The sequence below is a fragment of the Pseudomonas sp. GXZC genome (assembly GCF_026967615.1).
GTDB classification, from domain to species: domain Bacteria; phylum Pseudomonadota; class Gammaproteobacteria; order Pseudomonadales; family Pseudomonadaceae; genus Aquipseudomonas; species Aquipseudomonas azotoformans_A.
Genome location: NZ_CP114115.1, coordinates 2,215,432 through 2,241,903 on the forward strand (window position 1 = coordinate 2,215,432; position 26,472 = coordinate 2,241,903).

A 26,472-nucleotide genomic window follows, 5' to 3' on the forward strand; every position below is an offset into this window, starting at 1 on the left:
CCAAAATCTTGGGAGCGCTTCGCACTCCAGCGGGAGCAAGCTCCCTCGCCACAGGTTAGGTTTAAATCTTGCGTACCCGCAAGCAGCGCCACAAGGCTGCCGTCATGAGCAGGCTCACTACCGCCCAACCCCACGCCTGCTGATTCAACAGGCCTTCACGGTACAACTGCGGCGCAATACCCGCACCGATGATAAAGGCCAGGAGCGCAATCTCCCGGCGCGGTCCTGTCACTGGACGCACCAGGTAAACCAACGCCGGCAACACCAGCGCCGCGCTCGGGAAGCTGCGATAGCGCGGGTCGAACACCAACGCCAGCATCATCACCGCGCCCGCGAACCCAGCGATCGCCACCAACCAGCCTGCGCGTTGCTCCAGCCAGTTGAACGCCCGCTCACGCCAACCTTCCTGTGGGCTCAAGGCCAAGGCCGCATGGGCCAGCACCAGCAGGTTCAACACCAGCAGCAAACCTGCCCATACCCATTCATCATTGAAGCGCGCCGTCACGCGGGTCAGCTCGGCCCAGGTGCCAATGGAGCAGGCTGCAACGGCGCCCAACAACGGCAGGGCAAGCGCGGCACGCGTGCTGCGTACGCGACCCCCCAATGCCAGGGTGCCCAGCAGGATCATCCCGCCGACGCCCAGCCACAGCGGCCAGTACGGCACATTGGTCACCGGCCCGGCGAGGATGCCCTTGTCCTGGCGATCCGCATCGAACAGGCCCCAGTAACCGCCCACGGCGCCTTCGCTCGCACGTTTCCACGGCTGGTCAAAGGCTTCGATCAGGTTGTAGTGCCAGCCATTGGCCTCGGCCATGGCGACAAAACCACGCATGAATTTCGCTTCATTGACCCGGCTCGGCACGGCGGTTTCACGCTGGCGGCCTTCGCTTGGCCAGCCGGTTTCACCGATCAGGATGTCCTTGGGGGCAAACTTGTTGCCGAAGGTCTGGCGCACATCGCCCACGTGCTTGAGGGCCTGGTCGATGCCGGACGGGTCATCTTCCCAGTACGGCAACAAGTGGATGGTGAGGAAATCCACGGCCGGGGCGATTTCCGGGTGTTGCAGCCAGAACTCCCACACGTCCGCGTAGGTCACCGGCTGCTTGATCTGGCTTTTGACGGTCTGGATCAGCTTCACCAGCTGTGCGGCGGTGACTTCCTTGCGCAGCAGCGCTTCGTTGCCGACGATCACTGAGGTCACCACGTCCGGATGGGCGTTGGCCGAGGCGATCAGTTCGTCGATTTCCTTTTGGGTTGCGACCGGGTCACTGCTGACCCAGGCGCCGGCCATCACTTTCAGCCCGTGCTTGCGCGCCATGTCCGGCAAAGCTTCCAGGCCGGTCATGGAATAGGTGCGGATGCACTCGAAGCGGGTCGCCAGCAGGGCGAGGTCAGCGTCCATGCGCTCCGGACGCAGCGTGAATGGCTGGTCGAACGGCGATTGGTCTTTATCGAAAGGGGTATAGGACGCGCACTGCATCTTGTGCGTGGCACTGGCGACGTCGGGCAATACCACCGGCCGGCCGAGGCCATACCAGTAACCGATCAGGGCCAGCAGGCCGAGGATCAAGGCGAAAAAATAGGGCAGGGCGGGGAAGCGGGCAGTCGCGGGCATGGTCGGCTTAACTGTAGGAGCAAAGGCGCGCATCTTACCCGGATTTGCCCCGTCCCAGTGGGGCTGCATAATTTTGACATGCAAAGTTCGGGCGGGATTTTGACGTCAAGTCCTACAAAGCGTCCTACTGGCTATGTGATGTCGTTTCCTGCTTGTATGAGGTCGCTGACAGAGCAGGTCGAAGGCCCCGGCAGGTTGATGATCGAAGTGTCAGCACTCCACTGATGTCACTGCAACCGGATCGATGCGCGTGAAGGGGGCGCGGTGCACCACATAACAACAGGTTGACGTCGCTCGGCATCCGCCGGGCGCAGCACTTTCGGGGAAGTACTATGAAGATGCGACGACTCTTGGGCGCAGCTGCCACTCTGGTAGTTGCGATGAGCTCCACACTGGCCAGCGCCGACAGCAAGACCCTGAGCATCGGCTATGTGGACGGTTGGTCCGACAGCGTGGCCACCACCCACGTGGCGGCAGAAGTGATCAAGGCCAAGCTCGGTTATGACGTGAAACTGCAAGCCGTTGCCACCGGGATCATGTGGCAGGGCGTGGCCACCGGCAAGCTCGACGCCATGCTCTCCGCCTGGCTGCCGGTCACCCACGGTGAATACTGGGCCAAGAACAAGGACAAGGTGGTCGACTACGGCCCCAACTTCAAGGATGCGAAGATCGGCCTGATCGTGCCGGAATATGTCAAAGCCAAGTCCATCGAAGACCTCAAGACCGACACCACCTTCAAGAACAAGATCGTCGGCATCGACGCAGGTTCTGGCGTGATGCTCAAGACCGACGAAGCCATCAAGCAATACGGCCTCGATTACAAGCTGCAAGCCAGTTCGGGCGCGGCGATGATCGCCGAGTTGACCCGTGCCGAAGACAAACAGGAATCCATTGCGGTCACCGGTTGGGTGCCACACTGGATGTTCGCCAAGTGGAAACTGCGTTTCCTGGACGATCCAAAAGGGATTTATGGTGCTGCTGAAACCGTCAACAGCATCGGCAGCAAGGGCCTGGAGAAGAAAGCGCCGGAAGTCGCAGCCTTCCTGAAGAAATTCCAGTGGGCCTCCAAGGACGAAATCGGCGAAGTTATGCTGGCGATTCAAGAAGGCGCCAAGCCTGATGCCGCGGCCAAGGATTGGGTCGCCAAGCACCCTGAGCGTGTCGCCGAGTGGACCGGTAAGTAACCCCCGAAGCGTCTAAATAGTACCTTGCAAGCCCGCCTGGCGTTTTCGCCAGGCGGGCTTTGTCGTTTCTGGGTCAGAGGCTGTCAATTCAATCACTGTAAAACTGGCGGCAACCCCGATGTCGTTCTAATACTAAGGTCGTCTGGAACCTCTACGGCAGCCGCATACAGTGGATACGTTCCAATAATAAAAAAGCTGTGCTGCGAGGATAAAAACAATGAACGACAGCATTTACCTCTCGATTCAAAACAGCCCGCGTTTCAAGGAGCTGGTGAGAAAAAGGGAAAGGTTCGCCTGGATTCTCTCGGCGATCATGCTAGGGCTTTACTCCGCTTTCATCCTGTTGATCGCCTACGGGCCACAAGTACTGGGGGCCAAGCTCAGCCCCGGTTCGTCGATTACCTGGGGCATTCCCCTGGGCGTCGGGCTGATTGTGTCTGCCTTCATCCTGACCGGCATCTACGTGCGCCGGGCCAATGGCGAGTTTGACGACCTGAACAATGCGATTCTCAAGGAGGCTGCGCAATGATCCGGCGTCTACTGGCGATATTCGGCGCTTCGCTCTTTGCTCCAGCCCTTTGGGCGGCGGACGCATTGACCGGCGAAGTGCACAAGCAACCCCTGAACGTTTCGGCCATCGTGATGTTTGTCGCGTTTGTCGGCGCCACCCTGTGCATCACCTACTGGGCTTCCAAGCGTAACAAATCGGCGGCCGACTACTATGCGGCCGGCGGCAAGATCACCGGTTTCCAGAACGGCCTGGCGATTGCCGGTGACTACATGTCGGCGGCGTCCTTCCTGGGGATTTCCGCGCTGGTCTACACCTCCGGTTATGACGGCCTGATCTACTCGATCGGCTTCCTGGTGGGCTGGCCGATCATTCTGTTCCTGATCGCCGAGCGCCTGCGTAACCTGGGCAAGTACACCTTTGCCGACGTGGCGTCCTATCGACTGGGCCAGACCCAGATCCGCAGCCTCTCGGCCTGTGGTTCGCTGGTGGTGGTGGCGTTCTACCTGATTGCGCAGATGGTGGGTGCGGGCAAGCTGATTCAGCTGCTGTTTGGCCTGGATTATCACGTTGCGGTGATCCTGGTCGGCATCTTGATGGTGATGTATGTCCTGTTCGGCGGCATGCTGGCGACCACCTGGGTACAGATCATCAAGGCGGTGCTGTTGCTGTCCGGTGCCTCGTTCATGGCACTGATGGTGATGAAGCACGTCAACTTCGACTTCAATGCCCTGTTCTCCGAGGCGATCAAGGTTCACCCTAAAGGTGAGGCGATCATGAGCCCCGGCGGCTTGGTGAAAGACCCGATTTCAGCCTTCTCCCTCGGGCTTGCGCTGATGTTCGGTACCGCTGGCCTGCCACACATCCTGATGCGCTTCTTTACCGTCAGCGACGCGAAAGAAGCCCGCAAGAGCGTGTTCTATGCCACCGGTTTCATCGGTTACTTCTACATCCTGACCTTTATCATCGGTTTTGGCGCGATCCTGCTGGTCAGCACCAACCCGGCGTTCAAGGATGCCGCAGGCGCCTTGCTGGGCGGCAACAACATGGCGGCGGTGCATCTGGCCAACGCGGTGGGTGGCAGTATTTTCCTGGGCTTCATCTCGGCCGTGGCCTTCGCCACCATCCTTGCGGTGGTTGCCGGCTTGACCCTGGCTGGTGCGTCGGCGGTGTCTCATGACCTGTACGCCAGCGTGATCAAGAAAGGCAAGGCCAACGACAAGGATGAGATTCGCGTCTCGAAGATCACCACTGTCGCCTTGGGCGTGCTGGCTATCGGCCTGGGTATCCTGTTCGAAAGCCAGAACATTGCGTTCATGGTTGGCCTGGCGTTCTCCATTGCCGCCAGCTGTAACTTCCCGGTGTTGCTGCTTTCCATGTACTGGAAAAACCTCACCACCCGTGGCGCGATGATTGGCGGCTGGCTGGGCTTGATCAGTGCCGTTGGCCTGATGGTGCTGGGCCCAACCATCTGGGTGTCGATCCTGCACCATGAAAAAGCCATCTTCCCTTATGAGTACCCGGCGCTGTTCTCGATGATCATTGCGTTCGTTGGCATCTGGTTCTTCTCCATCACCGACAAGTCGGCGGCGGCAGAGAAAGAGCGTGCGCTGTACTTCCCACAGTTTGTGCGTTCGCAGACTGGCCTGGGATCGAGTGGGGCGGTGTCTCACTAAGGTAATAGCTGGATAGGAAAATACCCCGGTCGAAAGGCCGGGGTATTTTTTTGCCTGAATACTGGGTGAAAGGGGTGTGTAGTGAGCGGGCTTGCCCCGCGCTGGGTGGCGGAGCCGCCCAAAATCCGGGCACCTCGGTTTACCTGAACTAACGCGGTGTATCGTTTGGGGCGGCTTCGCCACCCAGCGCGGGGCAAGCCCGCTCACTACAACTGCACAAATAAAAACGGCCTCCACTAAGGGAGGCCGTTTTCAGTGCAGCTAAGCGAGGCTTACTTGCGATCTTCCAGCTTGGTGATGTCACGCGACTCGTAGCCGGTGTACAGCTGGCGCGGGCGGCCAATCTTGTACGGGCTGGAGAGCATTTCTTTCCAGTGGGAGATCCAGCCCACGGTCCGCGCCAGGGCGAAGATCACGGTGAACATGCTGGTTGGAATGCCGATCGCCTTGAGGATGATCCCCGAGTAGAAGTCGACGTTCGGGTACAGCGAGCGTTCGATGAAGTACGGGTCGGTCAGGGCGATCTCTTCCAGGCGCATGGCCAGTTCGAGTTGCGGATCGTTCTTGATGCCCAGTTCCTTCAACACTTCGTCGCAGGTCTGCTTCATGACAGTGGCGCGCGGGTCGCGGTTCTTGTAGACCCGGTGACCGAAGCCCATCAACTTGAACGGATCGTTCTTGTCCTTGGCCTTGGCGATGAACTTGTCGATGTTGGACACATCGCCGATTTCATCGAGCATGGTCAATACGGCTTCGTTCGCACCGCCGTGGGCAGGGCCCCACAGTGCGGCGATACCGGCGGCGATACAGGCGAACGGGTTGGCACCCGAAGAACCCGCCAGGCGCACGGTAGAGGTCGATGCGTTCTGTTCGTGGTCGGCGTGGAGGATGAAGATCCGGTCCATGGCCTTGGCCAGTGTCGGGCTGATCGGTTTGATCTCGCACGGCGTGTTGAACATCATGTGCAGGAAGTTTTCCGCGTACGTCAGGTCGTTGCGCGGGTACATCATGGGCTGGCCCATGGAGTACTTGTAAACCATTGCGGCCAGGGTCGGCATCTTGGCAACCAGGCGGATCGCGGAAATTTCGCGATGCTGCGGGTTATTGATGTCGAGGGAGTCGTGATAGAAGGCCGACAGGGCGCCGACCACACCACACATGACGGCCATCGGGTGGGCGTCGCGACGGAAGCCGTTGAAGAAGGTCTTCAACTGCTCGTGAACCATGGTGTGGTTCTTAACGGTGCTGACGAACTGGGCTTTCTGCTCGGCTGTTGGCAATTCGCCATTTAGCAGCAGGTAGCAGGTTTCCAGGTAGTCCGACTGTTCAGCAAGCTGCTCGATCGGGTAGCCGCGATGCAGCAAAATGCCATTATCACCATCGATATAGGTGATCTTCGACTCGCAAGAGGCGGTCGACATGAAGCCTGGGTCGAATGTGAAACGGCCCGTGGCCGTCAGGCCCCGTACGTCGATAACATCGGGACCAACGGTGCCGGTTAAAATGGGCAGCTCGACGGGGGCTGCGCCCTCGATGATCAACTGCGCTTTTTTGTCAGCCATGTGGCCTCCTATTTATGCTTCAAATCATCAGACAGACCCCCCACGCAGGGCCCGCACCACTATATTGATATAAATCCAGATGTCAATTTGCCTAAAGTCTTGCACCAGAAGGCTTTAACCGTACTTTTTCCTCGAAATTGACTGCCATTTACGCCTTTTATCCCGTCAGCGCAATCCGCTATTAGGGTGAGGTGAGCGCGTTGTCATTAGTAACCTAACTGTCTATACTCGGCCACCGACCGCCAAGGGCTTTTGGGCTTGCTTTCATTGGGGGTCGCACTCCCTGGGTGGTGCTTACCTGACCAGTGCACTCCCCAACAACTTTGCCCTGATTGTTAGGGGCTCTTCAGTGTGAAAAAAAGCCGTGAATAGCCAACGACCTGTAAACCTAGACCTAAGGACCATCAAACTCCCCATCACCGGCGTTACGTCGTTCCTGCACCGTGTTTCCGGCATCATCCTGTTCCTGGGCTTGGGCATCATGCTTTATGCATTGAGCAAATCCCTGGGTTCCGAGGAAGGTTACGCCGAGGTGAAGGCATGCTTGACCAGCCCGCTGGCCAAGTTCGTAGCATGGGGCCTCCTGTCCGCTCTGCTGTATCACCTGGTAGCCGGTGTGCGCCACTTGATCATGGATGCGGGTATCGGTGAGACGCTGGAAGGCGGCCGCCTGGGCTCGAAAATCATCATCGCCATTTCCGTGGTGCTGATCGTTCTGGCAGGAGTTTGGATATGGTAACCAGCGTTACGAACCTTTCGCGTTCGGGCCTCTATGACTGGATGGCACAACGTGTGTCTGCGGTCGTTCTCGCGGCTTATTTCATTTTCCTGATCGGATACCTCGTCGCAAATCCAGGCATCAGCTATGAGCAATGGCATGGCCTGTTTTCCCACAATGCGATGCGAATCTTCAGTCTGCTGGCCCTTGTAGCCCTGGGCGCACACGCCTGGGTCGGCATGTGGACCATCGCGACCGACTACCTGACGCCGATGGCGCTGGGCAAGTCCGCGACTGCAGTACGTTTTCTCTTCCAGGCAGTCTGCGGCGTCGCGATGTTCGCTTACTTCGTCTGGGGTGTGCAGATTCTTTGGGGTATCTGATTCATGGCTAACATTCCAACTATTTCATTCGACGCCATCATCATTGGTGGCGGCGGTGCTGGCATGCGCGCTGCGCTGCAGCTGGCCCAGGGCGGTCACAAGACTGCCGTGATCACCAAAGTGTTCCCGACCCGTTCCCACACTGTATCGGCCCAGGGTGGCATCACCTGCGCCATCGCCTCTGCCGATCCGAACGATGACTGGCGCTGGCACATGTACGATACCGTCAAGGGTTCCGACTACATCGGTGACCAGGACGCTATCGAATACATGTGTCAGGAAGGCCCGGCCGCGGTTTTCGAGCTGGACCACATGGGTCTGCCGTTCTCCCGTACCGAGCAAGGCCGCATCTACCAGCGTCCATTCGGCGGTCAATCGAAGGATTACGGTAAAGGCGGGCAGGCTGCCCGTACCTGCGCCGCTTCCGACCGTACCGGTCACGCGCTGTTGCACACCCTTTATCAGGGCAACCTGAAAGCCGGTACCACGTTCCTGAACGAGTACTACGCTGTCGACCTGGTGAAAAACGCCCAGGGCGAATTCGTCGGTGTAATCGCTATCTGCATCGAAACCGGTGAAACCACCTACATCCGCGCCAAGGCTACCGTGCTGGCGACGGGCGGTGCAGGCCGTATCTACGCTTCCACCACCAACGCCCTGATCAACACCGGTGACGGCGTCGGCATGGCACTGCGTGCTGGCGTACCGGTACAAGACATCGAAATGTGGCAGTTCCACCCGACCGGTATTGCCGGCGCTGGTGTACTGGTTACAGAAGGTTGCCGTGGTGAAGGTGGTTACCTGATCAACAAGCACGGCGAGCGTTTCATGGAGCGTTATGCTCCGAACGCGAAAGACCTTGCAGGTCGTGACGTTGTGGCCCGTTCGATGGTTAAAGAGATCATCGCCGGTAACGGCTGTGGCCCGAATGGCGACCACGTACTGCTCAAGCTCGATCACCTGGGCGAAGAAGTGCTGCACAGCCGTCTGCCAGGTATCTGCGAGCTGTCCAAGACCTTTGCTCACGTTGACCCGGTGGTTGCTCCGGTGCCGGTTGTTCCGACTTGCCACTATATGATGGGCGGCGTGCCGACCAACATCCACGGCCAGGCGATCACCCAGAACGCCGAAGGCCAGGACGAAATCATCCACGGTCTGTTCGCCGTAGGCGAAGTGGCTTGCGTATCGGTACACGGTGCCAACCGTCTGGGCGGCAACTCGCTGCTCGACCTGGTGGTATTCGGCCGTGCTGCGGGCCTGCACCTGGAAAAAGCGCTGACCGACGGCATCGAATACGATGACGCCACCGACGCCAACATTGAAGCTGCCCTGGCTCGCCTGAACGCTCTGAACGAGCGCACCGACGGCGAAGACGTGGCCACCCTGCGTCGCGAGCTGCAAAGCTGCATGCAGAACTACTTCGGTGTGTTCCGTACTGGCGAATACATGCAGAAGGGCATCGCCCAGCTGGCTGATCTGCGCAAGCGTATTGCCAACGTCAAGATCAACGATAAGAGCCAGGCGTTCAACACCGCTCGTATCGAAGCCCTTGAGCTGCAAAACCTGCTGGAAGTGGCTGAAGCGACCGCAATCGCTGCCGAGGTTCGTAAAGAATCCCGTGGTGCCCACGCCCGTGAAGACTTTGAAGACCGCGACGACGAAAACTGGTTGTGCCACACCCTGTACTTCCCGGGTGACAAGCGCGTAACCAAGCGTGCCGTGAACTTCTCGCCGAAGACGGTTCCGACGTTTGAACCGAAGATTCGGACTTACTAAGGGTGGCTGCCATGTTGAAAGTCAGTGTTTATCGCTACAACCCTGATCAGGACGCTGCGCCGTTCATGCAGGAATTCCAGGTCGATACCGGTGGTAAAGACCTGATGGTGCTGGATGTATTGGCACTGATCAAAGAGCAGGACGAAGGTTTCTCCTATCGTCGCTCTTGCCGTGAAGGTGTGTGCGGTTCCGACGGCATGAACATCAACGGCAAAAACGGCCTGGCGTGCATCACGCCGCTGTCCGCCGTGGTCAAAGGCAACAAGCTGATCGTTCGTCCACTGCCAGGTTTGCCGGTTATCCGTGACCTGGTCGTCGATATGAGCATCTTCTACAAGCAATACGAGAAAGTTAAGCCGTTCCTGCAGAACGACACGCCGGCTCCGGCCATCGAGCGTCTGCAGTCCCCGGAAGAGCGTGAGAAGCTCGACGGTCTGTACGAGTGCATCCTGTGCGCTTGCTGCTCGACCTCTTGCCCGTCCTTCTGGTGGAACCCGGACAAGTTCCTGGGTCCAGCTGCCCTGTTGCAAGCGTACCGCTTCCTGGCAGACAGCCGTGATACCAAGACGTCCGAGCGTCTGGCTTCGCTGGATGACCCGTTCAGCGTATTCCGCTGCCGCGGGATCATGAACTGCGTCAACGTATGTCCCAAAGGCCTGAACCCGACTAAGGCCATTGGTCACATCCGTAACATGCTGCTGCAGAGCGGCGTGTAACTGACGTTGTAGTAAAAGCAGGACCGTTGTGCCCGTAAATGCTACGGCGCAGGCTTCAACCGGCGCCGTAGTTTTAACTTGAGCAGCGACTTACAAAGCCGCGGCTCTTATTTTGAAGAAATGAGACAAGCAGGGGCATTCGGGTTGGTACCCGAACTATCAGCGTGATCCTAAGTGGCTTGTTTTGGTCGCTGCACTTGGCCTTTTGCAAGCAAACTCGGTGTTTTCGCCGGTGGTGTCCCCAAATCGAGGGTGACCAAGCATGCAAGAAAGCGTGATGCAGCGCATGTGGAACAGCGGCTATCTTTCAGGTGGTAACGCTGCCTATGTGGAAGAGCTTTATGAGCTCTACCTGCACGACCCTAACGCTGTGCCAGAAGAATGGCGCACCAAATTTCAGACGTTGTCTTCAGACGGCAACGCTGCCACCGATGTATCGCACGCCACAATTCGCGATCAGTTTGTGCTGCTGGCAAAGAACCAGCGCCGCGCCCAACCGGTTTCCGCCGGCAGCGTGAGCAGTGAGCACGAGAAGAAGCAAGTTGAAGTACTGCGACTGATCCAGGCCTACCGGATGCGCGGCCACCAGGCGGCCCAGCTTGACCCGCTGGGGCTCTGGAAGCGTCCTGCACCTGCTGACCTGTCGATCAATCATTACGGCTTGACCAATGCCGATCTTGATACGACCTTCCGTGCCGGCGACCTGTTCATCGGCAAAGAGGAAGCGAGCCTACGCGAAATTCACGAAGCGTTGCAGCAGACATATTGCCGCACCATCGGCGCTGAGTTCACGCACATCACCGATTCCGAGCAACGCCACTGGTTCCAGCATCGCCTGGAAGGTGTGCGCGGTCGTCCGGTTTTGTCCGCTGACGTACGCAGCCACTTGCTTGAGCGCGTAACCGCTGCCGAAGGCCTGGAAAAATACCTGGGTACCAAATACCCGGGCACCAAGCGTTTCGGCCTGGAAGGCGGCGAAAGCCTGATCCCGATGCTCGACGAGCTGATCCAGCGTTCCGGTTCCTACGGCACCAAGGAAATCGTGATCGGCATGGCCCACCGTGGTCGCCTGAACGTGTTGGTCAACACCTTCGGCAAGAACCCGCGTGAGCTGTTCGACGAGTTCGAAGGCAAGAAGAAGGTCGAGCTGGGTTCCGGTGACGTTAAATACCACCAGGGTTTCTCGTCCAACGTGATGACCACCGGCGGTGAAGTTCACCTGGCCATGGCCTTCAACCCATCCCACCTGGAAATCGTTTCTCCAGTGGTCGAGGGTTCGGTCCGTGCTCGCCAGGATCGTCGTAACGACACCACCGGTGAAAAGGTCCTGCCGATTTCCATCCACGGTGACGCGGCATTCGCCGGTCAAGGCGTGGTCCTGGAAACGTTCCAGATGTCGCAGACCCGCGGCTTCAAGACTGGCGGTACCGTTCACATCGTCATCAACAACCAGGTTGGCTTCACCATCAGCAACCCGCTGGACGCGCGCTCCACCGAGTACGCGACTGACGTTGCCAAGATGATCCAGGCGCCGATCCTCCATGTGAATGGTGATGATCCGGAAGCCGTGTTGTTCGTGACCCAGTTGGCCATTGACTACCGCATGCAGTTCAAGCGTGACGTGGTGATCGACCTGGTCTGCTACCGCCGTCGCGGTCACAACGAAGCCGACGAACCAAGCGGCACCCAGCCGTTGATGTACCAGCAGATCACCAAGCAGCGCACCACCCGTGAGCTGTACGCCGAAAGCCTGACCAAGGCCGGTGTGGTTGACGATGCGCGTGTTCAGGCCAAGGTCGATGAATACCGCAACGCGCTGGACAATGGTCTGCATGTTGTAAAAAGCCTGGTTAAAGAGCCGAACAAAGAGCTGTTCGTCGACTGGCGTCCGTACCTGGGCCACGCCTGGACTGCGCGTCACGATACGTCGTTCGATCTGAAAACCTTGCAGGAATTGTCCGCCAAGCTGCTGGAAATTCCTGAAGGCTTCGTGGTTCAGCGCCAAGTGGCGAAGATCTACGAAGACCGTCAGAAGATGCAAGCCGGCGGCCTGCCGATCAACTGGGGTTACGCCGAAACCATGGCGTACGCGACCCTGGCGTTCGAAGGTCACCCGATCCGCATGACCGGCCAGGACATCGGCCGTGGTACGTTCTCGCACCGTCATGCGGTATTGCACAACCAGAAAGACGCGGGCACCTACATCCCGTTGCAGAACCTGTACGAAGGCCAACCACGTTTCGACCTGTACGATTCGTTCCTGTCCGAAGAAGCGGTTCTGGCGTTCGAATATGGTTACTCGACCACCACGCCAAACGCGCTGGTGATCTGGGAAGCCCAGTTCGGCGACTTCGCCAACGGTGCCCAAGTGGTGATCGACCAGTTCATCACCAGCGGCGAGCACAAGTGGGGCCGCCTGTGCGGTCTGACCATGCTGCTGCCACACGGTTATGAAGGTCAGGGTCCTGAGCACTCCTCGGCCCGTCTGGAGCGTTACCTGCAGCTGTGCGCCGAGCACAACATCCAGGTGTGCGTGCCGACTACCCCGGCCCAGATCTACCACTTGCTGCGTCGCCAGGTAATCCGCCCGCTGCGCAAGCCGCTGGTAGTGCTGACACCGAAGTCGCTGTTGCGTCATAAATTGGCCATCTCGACCCTGGAAGATCTGGCGGATGGTTCGTTCCAGACCGTGATTCCAGAAATCGACACGCTGGACGCGGCAAAAGTGACTCGCCTGGTCCTGTGCAGCGGCAAGGTCTACTACGACTTGCTGGAAAAACGCCGTGCCGAAGGCCGCGAAGACATCGCCATCGTGCGTATCGAGCAGCTTTACCCGTTCCCGGAAGACGACCTGATGGAGGCCATCGCGCCTTACACCAACCTCACCAACGTGGTGTGGTGCCAGGAAGAACCGATGAACCAGGGCGCGTGGTACAGCAGCCAGCATCATTTGCGTCGCAGCATGGGTAACCACAACAAGGCGCTGAACCTGGAGTACGCCGGTCGTGATGCTTCTGCAGCACCTGCGTGTGGTTATGCGTCGATGCACGCCGAGCAGCAGGAAAAACTGCTGCAAGATGCTTTCACTGTTTAACGCCTTCGCGCTGACTGAAACCGAATTTTAAGGACCCACAGATAATGGCTATCGAAATCAAAGCCCCGTCATTCCCGGAATCGGTTGCCGATGGCACCGTTGCCACCTGGCACAAGAAACCAGGCGACGCTGTAAAGCGTGACGACCTGATCGTCGACATCGAGACCGACAAAGTCGTGCTGGAAGTGTTGGCCGAAGCTGACGGCGTGCTGGGCGCAATCGTTGCTGAAGAAGGCGCTACTGTTCTGTCGAACCAGGTACTGGGCTCGATCGAAGAGGGCAGCGCTGCTGCCGCTGCTCCTGCTGCAGCACCGGCAGCCGCCGCTGCCCCTGCCGCCGCTCCGGCTGTTGGCGCTGAAGACCCGATCGCTGCACCGGCTGCCCGTCAGCTGGCTGAAGAGAACGGCATCAACCTGGCGTCCGTCAAAGGCACCGGCAAAGACGGTCGCATCACCAAGGAAGACGTGGTTGCGGCTGTTGAAGCCAAGAAAAACGCTCCAGCTGCCGCACCTGCCAAGGCTGCTGCCCCGGCTGCCGCTGCTCCAGTGTTCGCCGCTGGCGACCGCACCGAGAAGCGTGTACCGATGACTCGCGTACGTGCCACCGTGGCCAAGCGTCTGGTTGAAGCCCAGTCGAACATGGCGATGCTGACCACCTTCAACGAAGTCGACATGACCGAAGTCATGGCCCTGCGTTCGAAGTACAAGGATCTGTTCGAGAAGTCCCACAACGGCGTACGTCTGGGCTTCATGTCCTTCTTCGTGAAAGCGGCCACCGAAGCGCTGAAACGCTTCCCGGCTGTCAACGCTTCCATCGACGGCGGCGACATCGTTTACCATGGCTACGCAGACGTCGGCGTAGCCGTGTCCAGCGACCGTGGCCTGGTGGTGCCGGTACTGCGTAACGCCGAGCTGATGAGCCTGGCTGAAATCGAAGGCGGCATCGCCGGTTTCGGCAAGAAAGCCCGTGACGGCAAGCTGACCATCGACGAGATGACCGGCGGTACCTTCACCATCACCAACGGTGGTACCTTCGGTTCGATGATGTCGACGCCGATCGTCAACCCGCCACAAGCCGCAATCCTGGGCATGCACAACATCATCCAGCGTCCGATGGCCATCAACGGCCAAGTCGTGATCCGCCCGATGATGTACCTGGCGCTGTCGTACGATCACCGCCTGATCGATGGTAAAGAAGCCGTGACTTTCCTGGTGACCATCAAGAACCTGCTGGAAGACCCGGCTCGTCTGCTGCTGGACATCTAAAGACGCAGCTGCACGTTGCGAGCTACAGGCTGTAGGAAAAAGCAGCTTGGCTTGCAACGTGTCGCTTGAAGCTTGTCGCTGAATAGAGGAACTATTTTCATGACGCAGAAATTTGACGTTGTAGTGATTGGTGCAGGTCCTGGCGGCTACGTTGCTGCCATCAAGGCCGCACAACTGGGCCTCTCGACTGCTTGCATCGAAAAATACACCGACAAGGAAGGCAAACTGGCGCTGGGCGGTACTTGCCTGAACGTCGGTTGCATTCCTTCCAAGGCGCTGCTGGACAGCTCCTGGAAATTCCACGAAGCCCAAGACGGTTTCGCGATCCACGGCATCAACCATGCTGGCGTAACCATGGACGTGCCAGCAATGGTCGGCCGTAAAGCCAACATCGTTAAAGGCCTGACTTCCGGCGTTGCCACCTTGTTCAAGGCCAACGGCGTGACTTCCCTGCAAGGCCACGGCAAGCTGCTGGCTGGCAAGAAAGTTGAAATCACCAAGCCAGACGGCTCGACCGAAATCATCGAAGCCGAGAACGTGATCCTGGCTCCAGGTTCGCGTCCAATCGACATCCCGCCTGCTCCCGTTGACCAGAACGTGATCGTTGATTCGACCGGCGCCCTGGAATTCCAGGCTGTGCCTAAGCGCCTGGGCGTGATCGGCGCTGGCGTGATCGGCCTGGAACTGGGTTCGGTATGGTCCCGCCTGGGTTCCGAAGTGACTGTGCTGGAAGCCCTGGACACGTTCCTGCTGGCTGCCGACACCGCTGTGTCCAAAGAAGCACTGAAAACCCTGACCAAACAAGGTCTGGACATCAAGCTGGGCGCTCGCGTGACCGGCTCGAAAGTCAACGGTGAAGAAGTTGTCGTCAACTACACCGACAAGGATGGTGAAAAAACCATCACTTTCGACAAGCTGATCGTAGCGGTGGGTCGCCGTCCAGTGACCACCGACCTGCTGGCAGCCGACAGCGGCGTGACCCTCGACGAGCGCGGCTACGTGCACGTTGACGATCACTGCGCAACCACCGTGCCTGGCGTCTACGCCATCGGCGACGTGGTTCGCGGCATGATGCTGGCGCACAAGGCTTCCGAAGAAGGCATCATGGTTGTCGAGCGCATCAAGGGCCACAAGACCCAGATGAACTACGACCTGATCCCATCGGTTATCTACACCCACCCGGAAATTGCATGGGTCGGCAAGAACGAACAGCAGTTGAAAGCTGAAGGCGTTGAAGTTAACGTCGGCACCTTCCCGTTTGCCGCTTCTGGCCGTGCCATGGCAGCCAACGACACCGGTGGTTTTGTCAAAGTCATCGCTGATGCCAAGACTGACCGCGTATTGGGCGTCCACGTGATTGGCCCGAGCGCTGCAGAACTGGTTCAGCAAGGCGCGATCGGTATGGAATTCGGCACCAGTGCCGAGGACCTGGGCATGATGGTCTTCTCCCATCCGACCCTGTCCGAAGCGTTGCACGAAGCAGCGTTGGCTGTGAATGGCGGCGCCATCCACATCGCCAACCGCAAGAAGCGCTAAGCGAGATAATAAGAAACCACGGCGGAGTTGCCCGTCGTGAGCCTTGCGCGCAAGACTCACCGCGGAATATCCGCTGGACGCAGCCTTGCGCAGCTTTACGGGCCTTGAGCCCCGCAAGTTGCGCAAGCAGCAGTCACAGGTGGCGCGGCACTCATAATGAGCGCAGCGCCGAATGCGCAGTACCTAACGAAGACGGTAAAAAGCATGAATCTTCACGAGTATCAGGGTAAGCAGCTGTTCGCTGAATACGGCCTGCCAGTTTCCAAGGGCTACGCAGTAGACACCCCGGAAGCAGCAGCAGAAGCTTGCGACAAAATCGGCGGCACTGAGTGGGTTGTCAAAGCCCAGGTCCACGCTGGTGGTCGCGGTAAAGCGGGCGGCGTTAAGCTGGTTCGCAGCAAAGAAGACGCCAAGGCCTTCGCACAGCAGTGGCTGGGCAAGCGTCTGGTGACTTACCAGACTGATGCCAATGGCCAGCCAGTCACCAAGATCCTGGTTGAATCGTGCACTGATATCGCTAAAGAGCTGTACCTGGGCGCTGTCGTTGACCGTTCGAGCCGTCGCATCGTGTTCATGGCTTCCACCGAAGGTGGCGTGGACATTGAGAAGATCGCCGAAGAAACCCCAGAAAAAATTCTGAAAGCCACTATCGATCCACTGGTTGGCGCTCAGCCATTCCAGGGTCGCGAGCTGGCTTTCCAGTTGGGTCTGGAAGGCAAGCAAGTTGCCCAGTTCGCCAAGATCTTCGTGGGTCTGGCCAAACTGTTCCAGGATCACGATCTGGCCCTGCTGGAAGTGAACCCGCTGGTGATCAAGGCTGACGGCGATCTGCACTGCCTGGACGCCAAGATCAACATCGACGCCAACGCCATGTACCGTCAGCCTAAGCTGAAGACTTTCCACGATCCGTCGCAAGACGATCCGCGCGAAGCGCACGCTGCCAAGTTCGAACTGAACTACGTAGCCCTGGAAGGTAACATCGGTTGCATGGTCAACGGTGCTGGCCTGGCCATGGGTACCATGGACATCGTCAACCTGCATGGCGGCAAACCAGCCAACTTCCTCGATGTGGGCGGTGGTGCTACCAAAGAACGCGTAACCGAAGCTTTCAAGATCATCCTGTCCGACTCCAACGTCGCGGCCGTACTGGTCAACATCTTCGGCGGCATCGTTCGTTGCGACATGATTGCCGAAGGCATCATCGGTGCAGTGAAAGAAGTCGGCGTTAAAATCCCGGTTGTTGTCCGCCTTGAAGGTAACAACGCTGAACTGGGCGCTAAAGTACTGGCAGAAAGCGGTTTGAACATCATCGCGGCTACCAGCCTGACCGACGCTGCTCAACAAGTTGTCAAAGCTGCGGAGGGCAAGTAATGAGCGTCCTGATCAATAAAGACACCAAAGTTATCTGCCAGGGTATTACCGGTTCGCAAGGTAGTTTCCACACCCAGCAAGCCATCGAATACGGCACCAAGATGGTTGGCGGCGTAACTCCGGGCAAAGGCGGCACCGAACACCTGGGCCTGCCAGTGTTCAACACCGTGAAAGATGCTGTAGCTGCCACTGGCGCCACCGCCAGCGTGATCTACGTTCCGGCTCCTTTCTGCAAGGACTCGATCCTGGAAGCGGCATTCGGCGGCATCAAGCTGATCGTTTGCATCACCGAAGGCATTCCTACCCTGGACATGCTGGACGCTAAAGTTAAGTGCGACGAGCTGGGTGTTACCCTGATCGGCCCTAACTGCCCAGGCGTGATCACTCCAGGCGAATGCAAGATCGGCATCATGCCAGGTCACATTCACTTGCCAGGTAAAGTCGGTATCGTTTCCCGTTCCGGCACCCTGACCTACGAAGCTGTGAAGCAGACCACTGACGCCGGTTTCGGTCAGTCGACTTGCGTCGGCATCGGCGGTGACCCGATCCCAGGCTCGAACTTCATCGATATCCTGAAACTGTTCCAGGAAGACCCGAAGACCGAAGCGATCGTCATGATCGGTGAGATCGGCGGTTCGGCTGAAGAAGAAGCGGCTGCCTACATCAAGGCACACGTGACCAAGCCGGTTGTTTCCTACATCGCTGGTGTGACTGCCCCTGCTGGCAAGCGCATGGGCCATGCTGGCGCAATCATCTCTGGCGGCAAGGGTACTGCAGACGAGAAGTTTGCTGCCCTGGAAGACGCAGGCGTTAAAACCGTGCGTTCGCTGGCAGACATCGGCAAGGCTTTGTCCGAGCTGACCGGTTGGGCTGTCAAGTAAGCCTCGCGCTTAGCTGACGCTTCACCAACACAAAGGCCACCTTCGGGTGGCCTTTGTGCTTTCTGGGGGTTGCTGATCGATCATTTAAGTATGAAAACGCGACATTAAGATGTCGCTTATCGGACAGTCCGCCCCGCAACAGTGCGTTTGTCAGCCCGATTCTGTAACCTACCCGCCTCTTTATGCGTGCGCATCCCAAAAGGAAGCCCCGCGCTAGACCGGTCGGCTCCCATAAGGGCCGGCAGTATTTCCCTCATCCATAGGGAATCCCTCTCTAAATTCCGATTCAGTAGTGTGGTATTTCCCGAAATGAAAGTGTTGAAAAGCCAGGATGTCCTGGCGTTGGGCTTTATGACGTTTGCCCTGTTCGTGGGCGCCGGCAACATCATCTTCCCGCCTATCGTTGGTTTGCAGTCTGGGCCTCATGTCTGGATGGCAGCGCTGGGCTTTCTGATCACCGCAGTGGGTTTGCCGGTGGTCACCGTGATCGCCCTGGCCAAGGTCGGTGGCGGTATGGACGCGCTGAGCAGCCCGATCGGCAAGATCGCCGGTGGCCTGCTCGCGGCGGCGGCATATCTGGCGGTAGGGCCGCTGTTCGCCACCCCGCGTACCGCGACCGTGTCCTTTGAAGTGGGCCTGGCGCCGCTGACCGGCGAAAGCCCGCTGGCGCTGTTCCTCTACAGCTCGGTGTATTTCCTGGTGGTGTTCTTCGTTTCCCTGTACCCAGGGCGTTTGCTGGACACCGTCGGTCGCTTCCTCGCACCGCTGAAGATCATCGCACTGGCCGTCCTCGGTATCGCCGCCTTTGCCTTGCCGGCCGGTGAAGTGGGCGTCGCTACTCCGGAATACGTGGCTGCACCGTTCTCCCAAGGTTTCATCAATGGTTACCTGACCATGGATACCCTGGGTGCCCTGGTGTTTGGCATCGTGATCGTCAACGCTATTCGCTCCCGTGGCGTCGAGTCGCCGAAGCTGATCACCCGCTACGCGATCATTGCCGGCCTGATCGCCGGTGTGGGTCTGGCGCTGGTGTACGTCAGCCTGTTCCGCCTGGGTTCGGGCAGCCATGCGGTTGCCGCGGGCGCAAGCAACGGCGCAGCGGTGCTGCATGCTTACGTACAACACACCTTCGGCTCCCTGGGCAGCGGCTTCCTGGCCGTGCTGATCTCCCTGGCGTGCCTGGTCACTGCCGTGGGCCTGACTTGCGCATGCGCCGAGTACTTCAGCCGTATCCTGCCGCTGTCCTACAAGACGCTGGTGGTCATCCTGGCGCTGTTCTCGCTGTTCGTCTCCAACCTGGGCCTGACCAAGCTGATCGCGTTCTCGATTCCGGTGCTCACAGCGATCTACCCGCCGTGCATCGTGCTGGTGGCCTTGAGCTTCTGCAAAGACTTCTGGCAGGAGCAGGGCCGCATTGTCGGTCCGGTCATGCTGGTGTCGTTCATCTTTGGTTGCATCGACGCACTCAAGGGCGCCGGTTTCGCGGACTGGTTGCCGGCGCAACTGACCCACCTGCCGCTGAGTGAGCAAGGCCTGGCCTGGCTGGTGCCGTCGGTGATGGTCCTGGTGGTGGCTGTGGTGATTGATCGGATGCTTGGCAAGCGCAGCGAAGCGATCGCTTGATCCGCTGAAGGCTCTGCCGAAATGCCCCGTATCAATCGATACGGGGCATTTTTTTTGGGCGTCAGGCAGTGTCTTTTAGCTTGGGCTAACGTCGAAGGGGTTAGGAAAACTTCAAGTTGAAACGCGCTCGTCATAAGGACCCGCATGTCGTTTATCGAAACCAATCAGATCCATCTGCTTGCCGCGCTCTGGTTCGTCCTGTGCTGGGGTGGCTACACCCGTTATGCCACCTGGAAAGCCCGCGACACGGCCTGCCTGGCCAGTGTGCTGCACCTGTATCGCGAAGACTGGATGCGCCGCATGCTGCTGCGCGACAACCGCATCGCCGACGCCAGCGTGATCGGCAACCTGGAACGCAATGCCTCGTTCTTCGCCTCCAGCACCTTGATCATCCTCGCTGGCATTCTCACCGTGCTCGGCGCTTCAGAGCGCGCGGTGTCGTTGCTGGCGGATATCCCCATGGTGCAGCAGGCGTCCCAGGGCATGTCGGAGATCAAGCTGTTGTGCCTGGCGTTGGTGTTTGTCTATGCGTTCTTCACGTTCAGTTGGTGCATGCGCCAGTACAACTTCGCGGCGGTGCTGGTGGGCTCGGCGCCGATGATCGGTGAGCGGCATGTGTCGGAGCAGGAGCGCAATGCGTTTGCCCTGCGCGCGGCGCGGGTGATTTCCATGGCGGCCAACCAGTTCAACTTCGGCCTGCGTTCTTATTACTTCGGCATGACCATGCTGGCGTGGTTTGTCAGCCCTTGGTTGTTCATGTTGATGAGCAGTGGGGTGGTGTTGGTGCTGTACCGTCGGGAGTTTCATTCCGACGTGCTGCAAGTGATGGTGTATACGCAGACGGACACGCCGCCGCCGGAGCCGGCTAAAGAAGTGGGCTAACTAAGGCCTTTAAATAAAAACGCCAGACAAAGAAAAGCCCGCTATCTAAGCGGGCTTTCTTTTTGCAGCCAAGCTATTTCAAGCCGCGGTCTCAAGAACCGGTAGCAGGGGTAGCAGGTGCTGCTTCTTTTGCGGCGGCTTCGTTCGATTCAGCCTGAGCTTTGGCAGCATCGGCGTTTTCTTTCGCAGCGTCGTTCACTTTATCCTGAGCCTTCGCCATATCTTTCTGAGCTTGCTCAGAGTGCGCGGCGGCGTCTTGGGCTTTGTCTTCGGATTTTTTGTCGCAGGCAGCGAGACCGAGGGCAGCGGCGAGCATCATGGAAATAGCTAAAGTCTTGCGCATGGGTGTTTCTCCTTATTGAAGATATCTACTGGCCTTTCGAGCATGGCGGTTCGGCATTAGTTCCTTTTATTCCATAGATATATAAATCCCTGACTAACCGGAACTTTTACCCGCCCACCCCTTTCGCGAATCAACACTAATAAGAGTCTGGAACGAATGACCGAAAACCCCCTGTTAGAGCGCGCGACGCGCTTTGTTTCAGCCTTGCGCCATTGTCAGGTGCTGGGCATTACCGCTCATCAGGCCAGCGAGGAGGGCATCACCTTGATCATGCCCTACGCGGCGCATTTGGTCGGTGATCCCCAGTCGGGCGTGATCCATGGCGGCGCGCTGACCTCCCTGATGGACACCGCCTGCGGCATGGCCACCCTGTGTGTGCTGCCGGAATTCGAAGTGTGTCCGACCCTCGACCTGCGCGTTGACTACATGCATCCCGCGGCACCCCACAAACCCGTGTATGGGTTCGCTCAATGCTACCGGGTGACCACCGACGTGATCTTCACCCGTGGCTTCGCCTATCAGGACGACCCCCAGCAACCCATTGCCCATGTGGTGGGCACGTTCATGCGCATGGGCAAGCGCCTCAAGGGCACCCAAGGATTGGGCAGTACGGTCAAGGGAGAGCAGGTATGACGCACCGATTCAAGACCCGCCTGGAGCAGGCCCATGAGCGTGGCGATTACGAGGCGCTGCTCGATCTGATTCCCTACGCCAAGCTCATCGGTATTGAATGCACGCGGCTGGGGGATGAGCTGCTGTTCCGCCTGCCGGCCAACAAGGACAATATTGGTAACCCCATATTGCCGGCGCTGCACGGCGGCGTGATCGCAGGCTTTATGGAGCTGTCGGCGGCGCTGCACCTGCTGGTGTTCACGGGCGCGCCGGGCATCCCGAAAATCATCGATTTTTCCCTGGATTACCTGCGCGCCGGGCAGTTTCGCGACACGTACGCCAAATGCCAGGTGTGGCGCCAGGGCCGACGGGTGGCGAACGTGGCGATCACCGCCTGGCAAAGCACGGCGGCCGAGCCCATCGCCACTGCTCGGGCGCATTTCAAGATCGAGGAACAGGGCCGCCCTTGAAATCCTGGTCTTAGCCCCCAACTTTGATGACAACCCGCCGCCAACCCTCAAGGGCGCGGCCACTGCCATCCAATTGGAGTTTGATGACCATGAGTGTGGAAACTCAAAAGGAAACCCTGGGCTTCCAGACCGAGGTGAAGCAGCTGCTGCACCTCATGATCCATTCGCTGTATTCCAACAAGGAAATTTTCCTTCGCGAATTGATCTCGAACGCCTCTGACGCTGTCGACAAATTACGTTTCGAAGCCCTGTCCAAGCCTGAGTTGCTGGAAGGTGGCGCCGAACTGAAAATCCGTGTGAGCTTTGATAAGGACGCCAAGACCGTCACGATCGAAGACAACGGCATCGGCATGAGCCGCGAAGACGCGATTACCCATTTGGGCACCATCGCCAAGTCCGGTACGGCTGACTTCATGAAGAACCTGTCGGGCGACCAGAAGAAAGATTCGCACCTGATCGGCCAGTTCGGCGTGGGCTTCTATTCGGCCTTCATCGTGGCTGACCAAGTGGAAGTGTTCAGCCGTCGCGCCGGCCTCGACGCCAGCGAAGGCGTGCACTGGTCGTCCAAAGGCGAGGGCGAATTCGAAATCGCCACTGTCGACAAGGCCGACCGTGGTACCCGTATCGTCCTGCACCTCAAAGACGGTGAAGACGAATTTGCCGATGGCTGGCGCCTGCGCAACATCGTCAAGAAGTACTCCGATCACATCGCCCTGCCAATCGAGTTGCCGAAAGAACAAGCGGCTGCCGAAGGCGAAGAGGCTCCTGCCCAGGAATGGGAAGTGGTCAACCGCGCCAGCGCCCTGTGGACCCGTCCGCGTACCGAGATCAAGGACGAGGAATACCAGGAGTTCTACAAGCACATCGGTCACGACTACGAAAACCCGCTGAGCTGGAGCCACAACAAGGTCGAAGGCAAGCTGGAATACAGCTCGCTGCTCTACGTACCGGCCCGCGCCCCGTTCGACCTGTACCAGCGTGAAGCGCCGAAAGGCCTGAAGCTCTATGTGCAGCGCGTGTTCGTGATGGACCAGGCGGAATCCTTCCTGCCGCTGTACCTGCGCTTTATTAAAGGCGTGGTCGACTCCAACGATTTGTCGCTGAACGTGTCGCGGGAAATCCTGCAGAAAGACCCGATCATCGACTCCATGAAGTCGGCGCTGACCAAGCGTGTCCTCGACATGCTGGAAAAACTGGCGAAGAACGAGCCTGAGCAATACAAAGGCTTCTGGAAAAACTTCGGCCAGGTCATGAAAGAAGGTCCGGCGGAAGATTTTGCCAACAAAGAAAAAATCGCTGGCTTGCTGCGTTTTGCCTCCACCCTGGGCGACAGCAGCGAGCAAGTGGTGTCCCTGGCTGAATACCTGGCTCGCGCCAAGGAAGGTCAGGACAAGATCTACTACTTGACCGGCGAGAAGTACGAATCGGTCAAAGACAGCCCGCACCTGGAAGTCTTCCGCAAGAAAGGCATCGAAGTGCTGCTGCTGACCGACCGTATCGATGAGTGGCTGATGAGCTACCTCAACGAGTTCGACGGCAAGTCGTTCGTCGACGTGGCCCGTGGTGACCTGGACCTGGGTAACCTGGACTCCGAAGAAGAGAAGAAAGAAGCCGAAGAAGTCGCCAAGTCCAAAGAAGGCCTGGTTGAGCGGATCAAGGCGTCCCTGGGCGAGGCGGTCAGCGAAGTGCGGGTTTCCCACCGTCTGACCGACTCCCCGGCGATCCTGGCTATCGGCGAGCAGGACCTGGGCATGCAGATGCGCCAGATCCTCGAAGCCAGCGGCCAGAAGGTGCCGGATTCCAAGCCGATCTTCGAATTCAACCCGGCTCACCCGCTGATCGAGAAACTCGACGGCGAGCAAAGCGAAGAGCGGTTTGGCGACCTGTCGCACATCCTCTTCGACCAAGCGGCCCTGGCCGCTGGCGACAGCTTGAAAGACCCGGCCGCCTATGTGCGCCGCCTGAACAAGCTGTTGGTTGAACTGTCGGTTTGACCCTGATGTAGAAAAACCCGCTTCGGCGGGTTTTTTCGTTCTAGTGCACCTCAACTGGAGTAAATGATGAGCCAAGTCACTGTACGTTCCGTGGTCTATCAGATTGATGGCCAGTCTTATGAAAGCCGCCTCGCGTTCGATGCCAGCCACAAGGGCCCGCTGCCGGGCCTGCTGATGGCGCCGAACTGGATGGGGGTGAGTGCGGGCGCCGAAGAGATCGCCAAGAGCGTCGCCAGCAAGGGCTACGTGGTGCTGATCGCCGACCTGTACGGGCAGACCGTGCGTCCGTCGAATGGCGATGAAGCTGGCGCGGCGATGATGCCGTTGAAGAATGACCACCCTAAGCTGCTCAAGCTCATGCAAGCAGCGCTTGATCAACTGCAGGGCCAGGCCGAGGTGGATACCTCGAAGCTGGCGACCTTCGGCTTCTGCTTTGGCGGCTTCTGCTCGCTGGAGTTGGCGCGGACCGGTGCGCCCTTGAAGGCGGCGGTCTCGTTCCACGGCACCATCGACACCCAGAACCCGGCCGGTGCCAAGCACGTCAAGGGTTCAGTGCTGGTGCTGCATGGTGCGTCCGACCCATTGGTGCCGAAAGCGCAACTGCCGGCGTTCGAAGATGAAATGAACGCGGCCGGTGTGGATTGGCAATTGCTGAGCTACGGCGGCGCGGTGCATTCCTTCACCGATCCCCATGCCAATGTGCCGGGCAAGATGATGTATGACGCGAAGACGGCCAAGCGGGCGTTCAAGTCGATGCATGATTTGTTGGATGAAGTGTTCCAGGGCTGATATTTCAGCGCCTGTGCTGGCCTCTTCGCGAGCAAGCCCGCTCCCACATTTGAGGGTGTTCACAAATCAAAATGTGGGAGCGGGCTTGCTCGCGAATGCTATCTCACCGGCAACTCAATTCTTTCAGACTCACCCGGCACCGTCGGCCAATCCCCAGCCGCCCAGCGCTGCCTGGCCTGTTCGATCACCGCCGGATCACTCGCGACAAAATTCCAATTGATCCGCCGCGGCCCATCCAGCGGCGCGCCGCCAAACACCACCAAGTGGCAATCGCTCTCGGCGAACAGCGTCATCTCCTGACCGGTGGGCAAGACCACCAGGCTATGCACCTCAAGCAGTTCACCGTCCAACTGCGCTTCGCCCTCCAGCACATACACCGCACGTTCCTCATGCTCATCCGGAATCAGCAGCGTCGTGGCCGTTTGCATCTGCACTTCGGCATACAGCGTGGGTGACAGCACCGGCACCGGCGACTTGAGGCAGAACCCATCGCCCGCGATCATGCGGACCTGCACGCCCAGGTTGTCACTCACCGGCAGGCTTGCTGCCGGGTGGTGGCTGTAATGCCCCGGTCCCGTCTCATGGTCCTTGGGCGAGGCCAGCCACACTTGCAGCCCGTGCAGGCTGAAACCGCTGGCCTTGAGCGGCTCGGGGGTGCGTTCGACATGGGCAATCGCGCTGCCGGCGGTCATCCAGCTCACATCACCGGCCTGTACCACCTGGTCTGAACCCAGGCTGTCCTTGTGCTGCAAAGCGCCTTCAAACAGATAGGTGAGGGTCGACAGCCCGATATGCGGATGCTGGCGGATATTCATGCCATCGCCCGGTGCATAGCGGGTGAGCAGCATATGGTCGAAAAACACAAAGGGCCCGACGCTGCGGCATTCCCGCGACGGCAGCGGGCGCAGGATGGGTTGGCCTTCGACATCTTCGGGGCGAGGGCGGATCACGGTAAGGGCGGTCATGGTACGTCCCAGTCTGAGCGGGTTAGATGCTGCTGAGCATAACCCGCTCGGTAGGATGTTGCCGCTACTGGCTGAAGGCTCCTTCCGACAGTTTTGTCTCGATAGTGACTTCGGCAGTGGTCATCAGCTTGTGCACCGGGCAGCGATCGGCCACACGGTGCAGTTCGTCGCGTTGCTCGTCGGTGAGCACGCCCTTGAGCGTCAGCTTGACGTTGAGTTTGTATTTGCCCTTTTGCTCTTCAGTGGCGTCGTGGGTGACTTCCACGGTCACGCCGGTCAGCGGGATGTCTTTCTTCTGTGCGTAGAGCTTGACGGTCAGGGCTTTGCACGACGCCAGCGCAGCATCGAAGTAGTCGTGGGGGGAGGGCGCCGAATCGTCGCCGCCCAGGCTTTTGGGCAGGTCGGTAAACAACTCGTGGTTATTGATATTGACGCTATGACGGAAGTTGTCCTGGTTCAGGGTATTCACGGTAACAGGCATGGTAAACCTCACAGGGTGGCAGGATGAA

Annotated in this window: 23 protein-coding genes; 18 read left to right on the forward strand and 5 right to left on the reverse strand. The window is 58.8% G+C overall.

Going from position 1 to position 26,472, the window contains the following annotated elements; translation table 11 throughout:
* Positions 1-61: 61 nt before the first annotated feature.
* Entirely contained in the window at positions 62-1,615 is a 1,554-nt protein-coding gene (locus tag OZ428_RS10625; protein WP_269133334.1) for a glycoside hydrolase family 17 protein, read from the reverse strand.
* A 332-nt stretch (positions 1,616-1,947) separates the two neighbouring features.
* Between OZ428_RS10625 and OZ428_RS10630 the strand changes: the two genes are divergently transcribed.
* The 3 genes from OZ428_RS10630 (at position 1,948) to OZ428_RS10640 (ending at position 4,983) form a co-directional block, all read left to right on the forward strand.
* Positions 1,948-2,799 carry a glycine betaine ABC transporter substrate-binding protein gene (locus OZ428_RS10630; RefSeq protein WP_025857941.1) on the forward strand — a complete coding sequence of 284 codons (852 nt, stop codon included), beginning with the start codon at positions 1,948-1,950 and terminating at the stop codon, positions 2,797-2,799.
* Between the two features lie 217 nt (positions 2,800-3,016).
* A complete protein-coding gene (locus OZ428_RS10635) occupies positions 3,017-3,328 on the forward strand; it encodes a DUF485 domain-containing protein (protein ID WP_016972153.1) in 312 nt (103 codons plus the stop codon).
* Positions 3,325-4,983: a cation acetate symporter gene (locus OZ428_RS10640; RefSeq protein WP_269133335.1), complete on the forward strand. Its 1,659-nt coding sequence runs from the start codon at positions 3,325-3,327 to the stop codon at positions 4,981-4,983. Before OZ428_RS10635 ends, OZ428_RS10640 begins: the two co-directional genes overlap by 4 nt.
* 272 nt (positions 4,984-5,255) lie before the next feature.
* Here OZ428_RS10640 and gltA read toward each other — a convergent pair whose 3' ends face one another.
* Positions 5,256-6,545, reverse strand: a complete 1,290-nt coding sequence (gene gltA, locus OZ428_RS10645) for a citrate synthase (RefSeq protein WP_078047629.1) — start codon at positions 6,543-6,545, stop codon at positions 5,256-5,258.
* Between the two features lie 364 nt (positions 6,546-6,909).
* On the opposite strand from gltA, the gene sdhC reads away from it, so the two are divergent.
* The 11 genes from sdhC (at position 6,910) to OZ428_RS10700 (ending at position 20,790) form a co-directional block, all read left to right on the forward strand.
* Positions 6,910-7,284 carry a succinate dehydrogenase, cytochrome b556 subunit gene (sdhC, locus tag OZ428_RS10650; RefSeq protein ID WP_016979564.1) on the forward strand — a complete coding sequence of 125 codons (375 nt, stop codon included), beginning with the start codon at positions 6,910-6,912 and terminating at the stop codon, positions 7,282-7,284.
* Positions 7,278-7,646, forward strand: coding sequence for a succinate dehydrogenase, hydrophobic membrane anchor protein (gene sdhD, locus OZ428_RS10655; RefSeq protein WP_016974690.1), 369 nt, complete (start codon positions 7,278-7,280; stop codon positions 7,644-7,646). The genes sdhC and sdhD overlap by 7 nt, the downstream gene beginning before the upstream one ends.
* A gap of 3 nt (positions 7,647-7,649) precedes the next feature.
* A complete protein-coding gene (gene sdhA, locus OZ428_RS10660) occupies positions 7,650-9,422 on the forward strand; it encodes a succinate dehydrogenase flavoprotein subunit (RefSeq protein WP_016979563.1) in 1,773 nt (590 codons plus the stop codon).
* A gap of 11 nt (positions 9,423-9,433) precedes the next feature.
* Positions 9,434-10,138 (forward strand): succinate dehydrogenase iron-sulfur subunit, encoded by a 705-nt coding sequence (locus OZ428_RS10665; RefSeq protein WP_003172807.1) that lies wholly within the window; start codon positions 9,434-9,436, stop codon positions 10,136-10,138.
* Between the two features lie 262 nt (positions 10,139-10,400).
* A complete protein-coding gene (locus OZ428_RS10670) occupies positions 10,401-13,232 on the forward strand; it encodes a 2-oxoglutarate dehydrogenase E1 component (RefSeq protein WP_016979562.1) in 2,832 nt (943 codons plus the stop codon).
* Positions 13,233-13,276: 44 nt separating this feature from the next.
* Positions 13,277-14,497 (forward strand): 2-oxoglutarate dehydrogenase complex dihydrolipoyllysine-residue succinyltransferase, encoded by a 1,221-nt coding sequence (odhB, locus tag OZ428_RS10675; RefSeq protein WP_269133336.1) that lies wholly within the window; start codon positions 13,277-13,279, stop codon positions 14,495-14,497.
* Positions 14,498-14,596: 99 nt separating this feature from the next.
* The gene (gene lpdA / locus OZ428_RS10680) at positions 14,597-16,033 is read left to right on the forward strand and encodes a dihydrolipoyl dehydrogenase (protein WP_016979560.1); all 1,437 of its coding nucleotides are present in this window, start codon (positions 14,597-14,599) and stop codon (positions 16,031-16,033) included.
* A 204-nt stretch (positions 16,034-16,237) separates the two neighbouring features.
* The gene (gene sucC / locus OZ428_RS10685) at positions 16,238-17,404 is read left to right on the forward strand and encodes an ADP-forming succinate--CoA ligase subunit beta (protein WP_003210567.1); all 1,167 of its coding nucleotides are present in this window, start codon (positions 16,238-16,240) and stop codon (positions 17,402-17,404) included.
* The gene (gene sucD / locus OZ428_RS10690) at positions 17,404-18,285 is read left to right on the forward strand and encodes a succinate--CoA ligase subunit alpha (RefSeq protein ID WP_010166265.1); all 882 of its coding nucleotides are present in this window, start codon (positions 17,404-17,406) and stop codon (positions 18,283-18,285) included. The genes sucC and sucD overlap by 1 nt, the downstream gene beginning before the upstream one ends.
* Before the next feature lie 309 nt (positions 18,286-18,594).
* Complete coding sequence (gene brnQ / locus OZ428_RS10695; protein ID WP_269133337.1) at positions 18,595-19,908, forward strand: branched-chain amino acid transport system II carrier protein; 1,314 nt, start codon at positions 18,595-18,597, stop codon at positions 19,906-19,908.
* A 144-nt stretch (positions 19,909-20,052) separates the two neighbouring features.
* Complete coding sequence (locus OZ428_RS10700; protein ID WP_033897634.1) at positions 20,053-20,790, forward strand: DUF599 domain-containing protein; 738 nt, start codon at positions 20,053-20,055, stop codon at positions 20,788-20,790.
* A gap of 91 nt (positions 20,791-20,881) precedes the next feature.
* Here the strand turns inward: OZ428_RS10700 and OZ428_RS10705 are convergent, their stop codons facing one another.
* Positions 20,882-21,133 (reverse strand): hypothetical protein, encoded by a 252-nt coding sequence (locus tag OZ428_RS10705; RefSeq protein ID WP_010211724.1) that lies wholly within the window; start codon positions 21,131-21,133, stop codon positions 20,882-20,884.
* Between the two features lie 156 nt (positions 21,134-21,289).
* On the opposite strand from OZ428_RS10705, the gene OZ428_RS10710 reads away from it, so the two are divergent.
* The 4 genes from OZ428_RS10710 (at position 21,290) to OZ428_RS10725 (ending at position 24,998) form a co-directional block, all read left to right on the forward strand.
* The gene (locus OZ428_RS10710) at positions 21,290-21,766 is read left to right on the forward strand and encodes a PaaI family thioesterase (RefSeq protein WP_033897635.1); all 477 of its coding nucleotides are present in this window, start codon (positions 21,290-21,292) and stop codon (positions 21,764-21,766) included.
* Positions 21,763-22,215 carry a PaaI family thioesterase gene (locus OZ428_RS10715; RefSeq protein WP_033897636.1) on the forward strand — a complete coding sequence of 151 codons (453 nt, stop codon included), beginning with the start codon at positions 21,763-21,765 and terminating at the stop codon, positions 22,213-22,215. The genes OZ428_RS10710 and OZ428_RS10715 overlap by 4 nt, the downstream gene beginning before the upstream one ends.
* A gap of 89 nt (positions 22,216-22,304) precedes the next feature.
* The gene (gene htpG, locus OZ428_RS10720; protein WP_269133338.1) at positions 22,305-24,209 is read left to right on the forward strand and encodes a molecular chaperone HtpG; all 1,905 of its coding nucleotides are present in this window, start codon (positions 22,305-22,307) and stop codon (positions 24,207-24,209) included.
* A gap of 66 nt (positions 24,210-24,275) precedes the next feature.
* Entirely contained in the window at positions 24,276-24,998 is a 723-nt protein-coding gene (locus tag OZ428_RS10725; RefSeq protein ID WP_269133339.1) for a dienelactone hydrolase family protein, read from the forward strand.
* Positions 24,999-25,096: 98 nt separating this feature from the next.
* Here the strand turns inward: OZ428_RS10725 and OZ428_RS10730 are convergent, their stop codons facing one another.
* Together OZ428_RS10730 and OZ428_RS10735 are read right to left on the reverse strand one after the other, a co-directional pair.
* On the reverse strand, positions 25,097-25,963 hold the full coding sequence (locus OZ428_RS10730; protein WP_269133340.1) for a pirin family protein: 867 nt from the start codon (positions 25,961-25,963) through the stop codon (positions 25,097-25,099).
* 64 nt (positions 25,964-26,027) lie between these two features.
* On the reverse strand, positions 26,028-26,444 hold the full coding sequence (locus OZ428_RS10735; RefSeq protein ID WP_033897639.1) for an OsmC family protein: 417 nt from the start codon (positions 26,442-26,444) through the stop codon (positions 26,028-26,030).
* Between the last annotated feature and the right edge of the window lie 28 nt (positions 26,445-26,472).